Below are 7,002 nucleotides of genomic sequence, written 5' to 3'. Positions count from 1 at the left end.
ACTGCATGGGTGAGAGCCCATACAGACCGCCAGGTCGTCGGTTCGAATGAACCGCGCCTGCGGAGCGAAGCAGCGCAAGCTGCGACAGCGTGAGCAAGAACAGTTCAACTTTCTAGTTATCGTAATAAGGTATCTACACCTGAATACATAGGGTGTTAGAAGCGAACCTGGGGAACTGAAACATCTAAGTACCCAGAGGAAAGGACATCAAACGAGACTCCGCTAGTAGTGGCGAGCGAACGCGGACCAGGCCAGTGGCAATAGGGAATAAAGTGGAAGAACCTGGAAAGGTTTGCCGAAGTGGGTGATAGCCCCGTACACGTAGAACACCTGTTGTCCTTGAGTAGGGCGGGACACGTGAAATCCTGTCTGAACATGGGTCGACCACGATCCAAGCCTAAGTACTCGTGCATGACCGATAGCGAACCAGTACCGTGAGGGAAAGGTGAAAAGCACCCCGACGAGGGGAGTGAAACAGTACCTGAAACCGGATGCCTACAAACAGTTGGAGCCCAAGGTTCGTCCTGGGTGACAGCGTACCTTTTGTATAATGGGTCAGCGACTTAGTGTATCGAGCAAGCTTAAGCCGGTAGGTGTAGGCGCAGCGAAAGCGAGTCTGAACAGGGCGTTCAGTTCGATGCATTAGACCCGAAACCAAGTGATCTAGCCATGAGCAGGTTGAAGGTACGGTAACACGTACTGGAGGACCGAACCCATATCTGTTGCAATAGATCGGGATGACTTGTGGCTAGGGGTGAAAGGCCAATCAAACTTGGAGATAGCTGGTTCTCCGCGAAATCTATTTAGGTAGAGCGTCCAGCGAATACCCCCGGGGGTAGAGCACTGAATGGGCTATGGGGACTCACCGTCTTACTGATCCTAATCAAACTCCGAATACCGGGGAGTACTACTGGGCAGACACACGGCGGGTGCTAACGTCCGTCGTGGAGAGGGCAACAACCCTGACCACCATCTAAGGTCCCTAAGTTATGGCTAAGTGGGAAAGGATGTGAGGATCCCAAAACAACCAGGATGTTGGCTTAGAAGCAGCCATCATTTAAAGAAAGCGTAACAGCTCACTGGTCTAAATAAGGGTCTTTGCGCCGAAAATGTACCGGGGCTCAAGCCATACACCGAAGCTGTGGATGCACATTTGTGCGTGGTAGCGGAGCGTTCCGTAAGCCTGTGAAGGGACAGTCGTGAGACATCCTGGAGGTATCGGAAGTGAGAATGCTGACATGAGTAACGATAAAGGGAGTGAGAGACTCCCTCGCCGAAAGTCCAAGGGTTCCTGCTTAAAGTTAATCTGAGCAGGGTTAGCCGGCCCCTAAGGCGAGGCCGAAAGGCGTAGTCGATGGGAACCACGTTAATATTCGTGGGCCTGCAGGTAGTGACGGATCGCGTGTGTTGTAAGGTCTTATTGGATTGATCTTGCAGCGAAGCGGTTCCAGGAAATAGCTCCTGCATATAGACCGTACCCTAAACCGACACTGGTGGACTGGTAGAGAATACCAAGGCGCTTGAGAGAACTGCGTTGAAGGAACTCGGCAAAATGCACGCGTAACTTCGGAAGAAGCGTGACCTCCATTTGGGCAACCAGGTGGGGGTGGCACAGACCAGGGGGTAGCGACTGTTTACCAAAAACACAGGGCTCTGCGAAGTCGCAAGACGACGTATAGGGTCTGACGCCTGCCCGGTGCTGGAAGGTTAAGAGGAGATGTGCAAGCATTGAATTGAAGCCCCAGTAAACGGCGGCCGTAACTATAACGGTCCTAAGGTAGCGAAATTCCTTGTCGGGTAAGTTCCGACCTGCACGAATGGCGTAACGACTTCCCCGCTGTCTCCAACGCAGACTCAGTGAAATTGAATTCCCCGTGAAGATGCGGGGTTCCTGCGGTTAGACGGAAAGACCCCGTGCACCTTTACTATAGCTTTACACTGGCATTCGTGTCGGCATGTGTAGGATAGGTGGTAGACTTTGAAGCAGTGGCGCCAGCCATTGTGGAGTCATCCTTGAAATACCACCCTTGCCTATATGGATGTCTAACTGCGGCCCGTTATCCGGGTCCAGGACCGTGTATGGTGGGTAGTTTGACTGGGGCGGTCGCCTCCTAAAGAGTAACGGAGGCGCGCGATGGTAGGCTCAGAACGGTCGGAAATCGTTCGTCGAGTGCAATGGCATAAGCCTGCCTGACTGCAAGACTGACAAGTCGAGCAGAGACGAAAGTCGGTCATAGTGATCCGGTGGTCCCGCGTGGAAGGGCCATCGCTCAACGGATAAAAGGTACGCCGGGGATAACAGGCTGATGACCCCCAAGAGTCCATATCGACGGGGTTGTTTGGCACCTCGATGTCGACTCATCGCATCCTGGGGCTGGAGCAGGTCCCAAGGGTATGGCTGTTCGCCATTTAAAGCGGTACGTGAGTTGGGTTCAGAACGTCGTGAGACAGTTCGGTCCCTATCTGCCGTGGGTGTAGGAATATTGATAGGATCTGTCCCTAGTACGAGAGGACCGGGATGGACGTATCTCTGGTGGACCTGTTGTCGTGCCAACGGCATAGCAGGGTAGCTATATACGGACGGGATAACCGCTGAAGGCATCTAAGCGGGAAACCCACCTAAAAACGAGTATTCCCTATCAGAGCCGTGGAAGACTACCACGTTGATAGGCCGGGTGTGGAAGTGCGGCAACGCATGTAGCTTACCGGTACTAATAGCTCGATCGACTTGATCACTCCCATTTACAATATCCATCAAGCGAAGCTTGATGATGACAAAAGCACGAAAGACAACCAGCTTCTCAAATTTTGTGTTCTTCGCCGACCTGGTGGTTATGGCGGAGCGGCTGCACCCGATCCCATTCCGAACTCGGCCGTGAAACGCTCCAGCGCCAATGGTACTTTGTCTCAAGACACGGGAGAGTAGGTCGCTGCCAGGTCTGCCAAGAACACAAATCAAATCATCTTCTCAAATATATACAAAACACCCATGGCGCGGGGTGGAGCAGCCCGGTAGCTCGTCAGGCTCATAACCTGAAGGCCGCAGGTTCAAATCCTGCCCCCGCAACCAAAATAAAACTCCGTAGTTATGCTGCGGGGTTTTGGCGTTTAAGCCGCCGCAATCTTCCAAGCGACCAGCATAGCCACAGACCAACCTGTTTAAGCTATCAAACCACCTGCCTATCAAAGGAAGACAGAAGCAAAGATCAGAGCTGGAATTGATCAAAGATTCACTACTCTGCTTGTCCGGTTCTCGTATACGGCCATTTCCAGTCGCGGATTTCCGGCATGTCTTCACCATGTTCGCGGACGTAGCTCTTGTGAAGCGCTAGTTTCTCCTCGAATCCGGCAATCAGGGGCGCAGCAACATCATTACTGAGCGGCAGCCGCTTTATTGCACCGATTGCGAGATGAAAGCGGTCCAGTTCGTTTAAAACTGTCATATCGAATGGTGTTGTCGTCGTCCCTTGTTCAATGAAGCCATGTACGTGAAAATTCGGGTGATTTGTACGCTTATAGACAAGCCGGTGAATGAGGTAGGGATAGCCATGATAAGCGAAAATCACTGGCCGGTTGGTTGTGAAAATACCGTCGAATTGATCGTCAGCAATGCCATGCGGGTGATGTTGCTGTGACTGGAGAACCATCAGGTCCACGACATTGACTACCCGCATACGCAGGTGCGGTAACGCTTGACGCAGAAGATCGACCGCGGCAAGGGTTTCCATCGTTGGAACATCACCCGCACAGGCCATGACGATGTCTGGCTCCAGACCGTCCTCGGTTCCAGCCCAGTCCCATATGCCGAGACCAGCTTCGCAGTGGTGTACGGCTTCTTCCATCGATAGCCATTGGGGTTCCGGCTGCTTTCCCGCAACAATAACGTTGATGCGGTTCCAGGTTTTCAGACAATGGTCACCGACGCACAGCAATGTGTTGGCATCAGGTGGGAAATAGACGCGGATGATATCGGCGCTTTTATTGGCGACAAGGTCGACAAAACCGGGGTCTTGATGTGAAAAGCCATTGTGATCTTGACGCCACACGTGAGAAGTCAGGAGATAGTTGAGAGATGAGATGGGCTTTCGCCATTTCAACTCGCGGGCAACCTGCAACCATTTTGCGTGCTGGTTGAACATGGAATCTACGATGTGGATGAATGCTTCGTAGCAGGAGAAAAATCCATGTCTTCCGGTCAGCAGATAGCCCTCAAGCCAGCCCTGACATAAGTTCTCGCTCAATACTTCCATAACACGACCGTCGGCCGAAAGATGGTCGTCGATGTCAAGGGTTTCGGCTATCCATACGCGGTCACTGGCATCGAAGACGGCGCTGAGACGGTTCGAGGCGGTCTCATCTGGGCCAAAAACACGAAAATTCTTCACTTGCTCGTTCAGCTTGAGCACGTCACGCAGATATTCGCCAAGTATTTTGGTGGATTGGGCTTCCATCGCTCCCGGTTCGCTCACATCGACGGCATATTGGCGGAAGTCGGGCGTATGCAGTTCCTTGCGCAGCAATCCTCCATTTGCATGCGGATTGGCGCCCATGCGCGCTGCATCCCTCGGGGCAAGTGCGCGCAATTCAGGCTTCAATACACCTTTTTCGTCAAACAAATCCTCTGGATCGTAGCTTTTCATCCAGTCTTCAAGAATTTTGCGATGCGCATCATTTTCGCGGCAATTGGCGACTGGCACCTGATGCGAGCGCCAATAATTCTCGACGATGAGGCCGTCGACTTCCTTCGGACCGGTCCAGCCTTTCGGGCTTCGAAGAATGACCATTGGCCAGCGTGGACGTTCCGGCGATTTTACGTTGGCATTCTTTTTGATCTGCTCGATCCGCATGAAAATCGTATCGAGTGTTGCCGCCATTTTCTGATGCATAGCTACAGGTTCGCTGCCCTCGACGAAGAAAGGCTCGTAGCCGTAACCCCTGAAGAGATCGGACAGATCATCATCGGAAAGACGGGCAAGGATGGTGGGGTTTGCGATTTTATACCCGTTTAGATGAAGGATTGGCAGCACGGCACCGTCGCGCGCGGGATTGAGAAACTTGTTGGAATGCCACGAAGTTGCCAGCGTTCCCGTTTCTGCTTCACCATCGCCAACCACGCAAGCGACAACCAGATCGGGATTGTCGAAAGCAGCGCCGTAAGCGTGGACCAGTGCATATCCCAGTTCGCCGCCTTCATGGATCGATCCTGGCGTTTCTGGCGCGACATGGCTTGGTATGCCGCCGGGAAAGGAAAACTGCCGAAACAGTTTGCTCATGCCCGCTTGGTCCTCGCTGATGACAGGATAGATTTCAGAGTAAGTGCCTTCGAGATAAGTATTTGCCACCATGCCCGGGCCGCCGTGACCAGGTCCGCATACATAAATCATGTTGGCATTTCTTTCCTGAATGATGCGATTGAGATGCGCATAGATGAAGTTGAGGCCGGGCGTCGTGCCCCAATGGCCGAGTAATCTCGGCTTGATGTGCTCCGGCTTCAGCGGTTTGCGCAGCAAGGGATTTTCCATAAGGTAAATCTGCCCGACGGAGAGATAGTTCGCCGCTCTCCAATAACGGTCGATCAGCGCAAGCTGCCGTGGCGATAAGGGGCCCTTGGCGTTTTCGTTGTTCATGCTCTGTCTCCTTCGCTGATTGTTGGGCTGTCATGGCGCACGTAGCTGACAGCAGCGTTCTGAATGGCTTCCAGTGTTTCGGAGGCGATGATCTGTTCTTCGTCTGTGGCCAGCACAAATGCTGCGGCTGGACAGGATCGGTTCGTGATCTGGAAAGCATTGTCTTCGTTGGCGAATGCGTCGACTTCAAAGCCAAGCCAGGCGAGACGTCTGCAGATCGCTTCACGGATTGCCGGTTGGTGCTCGCCAATACCTGCGGTGAAGATGAGCGCATCGAGGCCGCCGAGTGTTGCGGCAAGCCGGCAGACTTCGCCAGCTATGCGCGCGGTGAATATATCGAGAGCTTCATGAGCTTGAGCGTCATCGCTTGCGAGCAGAACACGCGTATCGCCGCTCAATCCAGAAAGGCCGAGGAGACCGGAGCGATGATAGAGCAGTTCAGAAAGTTCATCGGTTTGCATATTTTCCTGTTGCAACAAATGAAGAAGAACACCCGGATCGAGGGCTCCGCAACGGGTTGCCATCGGAATTCCATCAAGCGTTGAAAAGCTCATGCTGGTGTCAACGCTTCTGCCGCCGTCCATGGCGCATAAGCTGGCTCCGCTTCCCAGATGAGCTGCGATGATTTTTCCGCGGGCGAGCTCGGGCTCCCGTCGGGAAAAGTTTGTGACGATGGATTTGTAGGACAAGCCATGAAAGCCATATCGCTTTATTCCGCGCTCGTGGAGGTCGCGTGGAATTGCAAAGCGCCGGACTGTACTTGGTATGGTCTGATGAAAGGCAGTGTCGAAGGATGCCGTTTGCGCAAGATGCGGCAGGAGCTTCCGGACAGCTTTTATCAGCGCTACACTTTTCGGTTGGTGAAGCGGAGCGAAAACGGACAAGTGATCAATGGTGTCGATATATTTGTCGTTTAACAATACCGGCCCGTCGAATTGATCTCCGCCAAAGACGACGCGATGGCCAACGGCGTGAATGTCTGCCGGATTGATATGGGCAGACAATTTTGTGAACAATTCTTCCAGAATGGTAACGATATCGTCGGTGCCCTTGGTCGCCAAAGCAACCTCCAGCTGTCCGTTATCGCCACTCAACCGAAAGGTCAGAGGCGATCCGCTCAGATCGATCTCGCCCCGCGATAACTTTCGAATTTGCTGCCCGTCATAAGCGAACATGCCGACCTTGATGGTCGAAGAACCGGTATTGAACGTAACAAGCTGCTTGTCCACGCGGCAGCTCCCCTTGTCCGTGGCTGATGCAGTACAACATAGAGGAGTATTTCGTGCTGGCGATATGTCCGGTGTAGATCGCTGAGCTTATCTTTGTTCCCGGATTTGTGCCGCCCAGCTCACTCCAATACCAGCCGAAACGCGCA

Annotated in this window: 2 protein-coding genes, 1 tRNA gene and 2 rRNA genes (1 of these 5 running past the window's edge); 3 read left to right on the top strand and 2 right to left on the bottom strand. The window is 53.1% G+C overall.

The window, feature by feature from the left end:
- The 3 genes from AAE521_RS25210 to AAE521_RS25200 all read left to right on the top strand — a co-directional run.
- Positions 1–2,736: ribosomal RNA gene (locus AAE521_RS25210) — 23S ribosomal RNA — on the top strand (it extends 168 nt beyond the left edge of the window).
- 88 nt (positions 2,737–2,824) lie between these two features.
- Positions 2,825–2,939, top strand: a 5S ribosomal RNA gene (gene rrf / locus AAE521_RS25205).
- A gap of 54 nt (positions 2,940–2,993) precedes the next feature.
- Positions 2,994–3,070, top strand: a tRNA-Met gene (locus AAE521_RS25200).
- Positions 3,071–3,233: 163 nt separating this feature from the next.
- Here AAE521_RS25200 and AAE521_RS25195 read toward each other — a convergent pair.
- Together AAE521_RS25195 and AAE521_RS25190 are read right to left on the bottom strand one after the other, a co-directional pair.
- Complete coding sequence (locus AAE521_RS25195; RefSeq protein WP_342062868.1) at positions 3,234–5,627, bottom strand: phosphoketolase family protein; 2,394 nt, start codon at positions 5,625–5,627, stop codon at positions 3,234–3,236.
- Positions 5,624–6,856, bottom strand: a complete 1,233-nt coding sequence (locus AAE521_RS25190; protein WP_342062867.1) for an acetate/propionate family kinase — start codon at positions 6,854–6,856, stop codon at positions 5,624–5,626. The genes AAE521_RS25195 and AAE521_RS25190 overlap by 4 nt, the downstream gene beginning before the upstream one ends.
- Between the last annotated feature and the right edge of the window lie 146 nt (positions 6,857–7,002).

The organism is Brucella cytisi (assembly GCF_038433355.1).
Taxonomy (GTDB): domain Bacteria; phylum Pseudomonadota; class Alphaproteobacteria; order Rhizobiales; family Rhizobiaceae; genus Brucella; species Brucella cytisi.
This window is presented reverse-complemented; position numbering and strand designations above follow the sequence as displayed.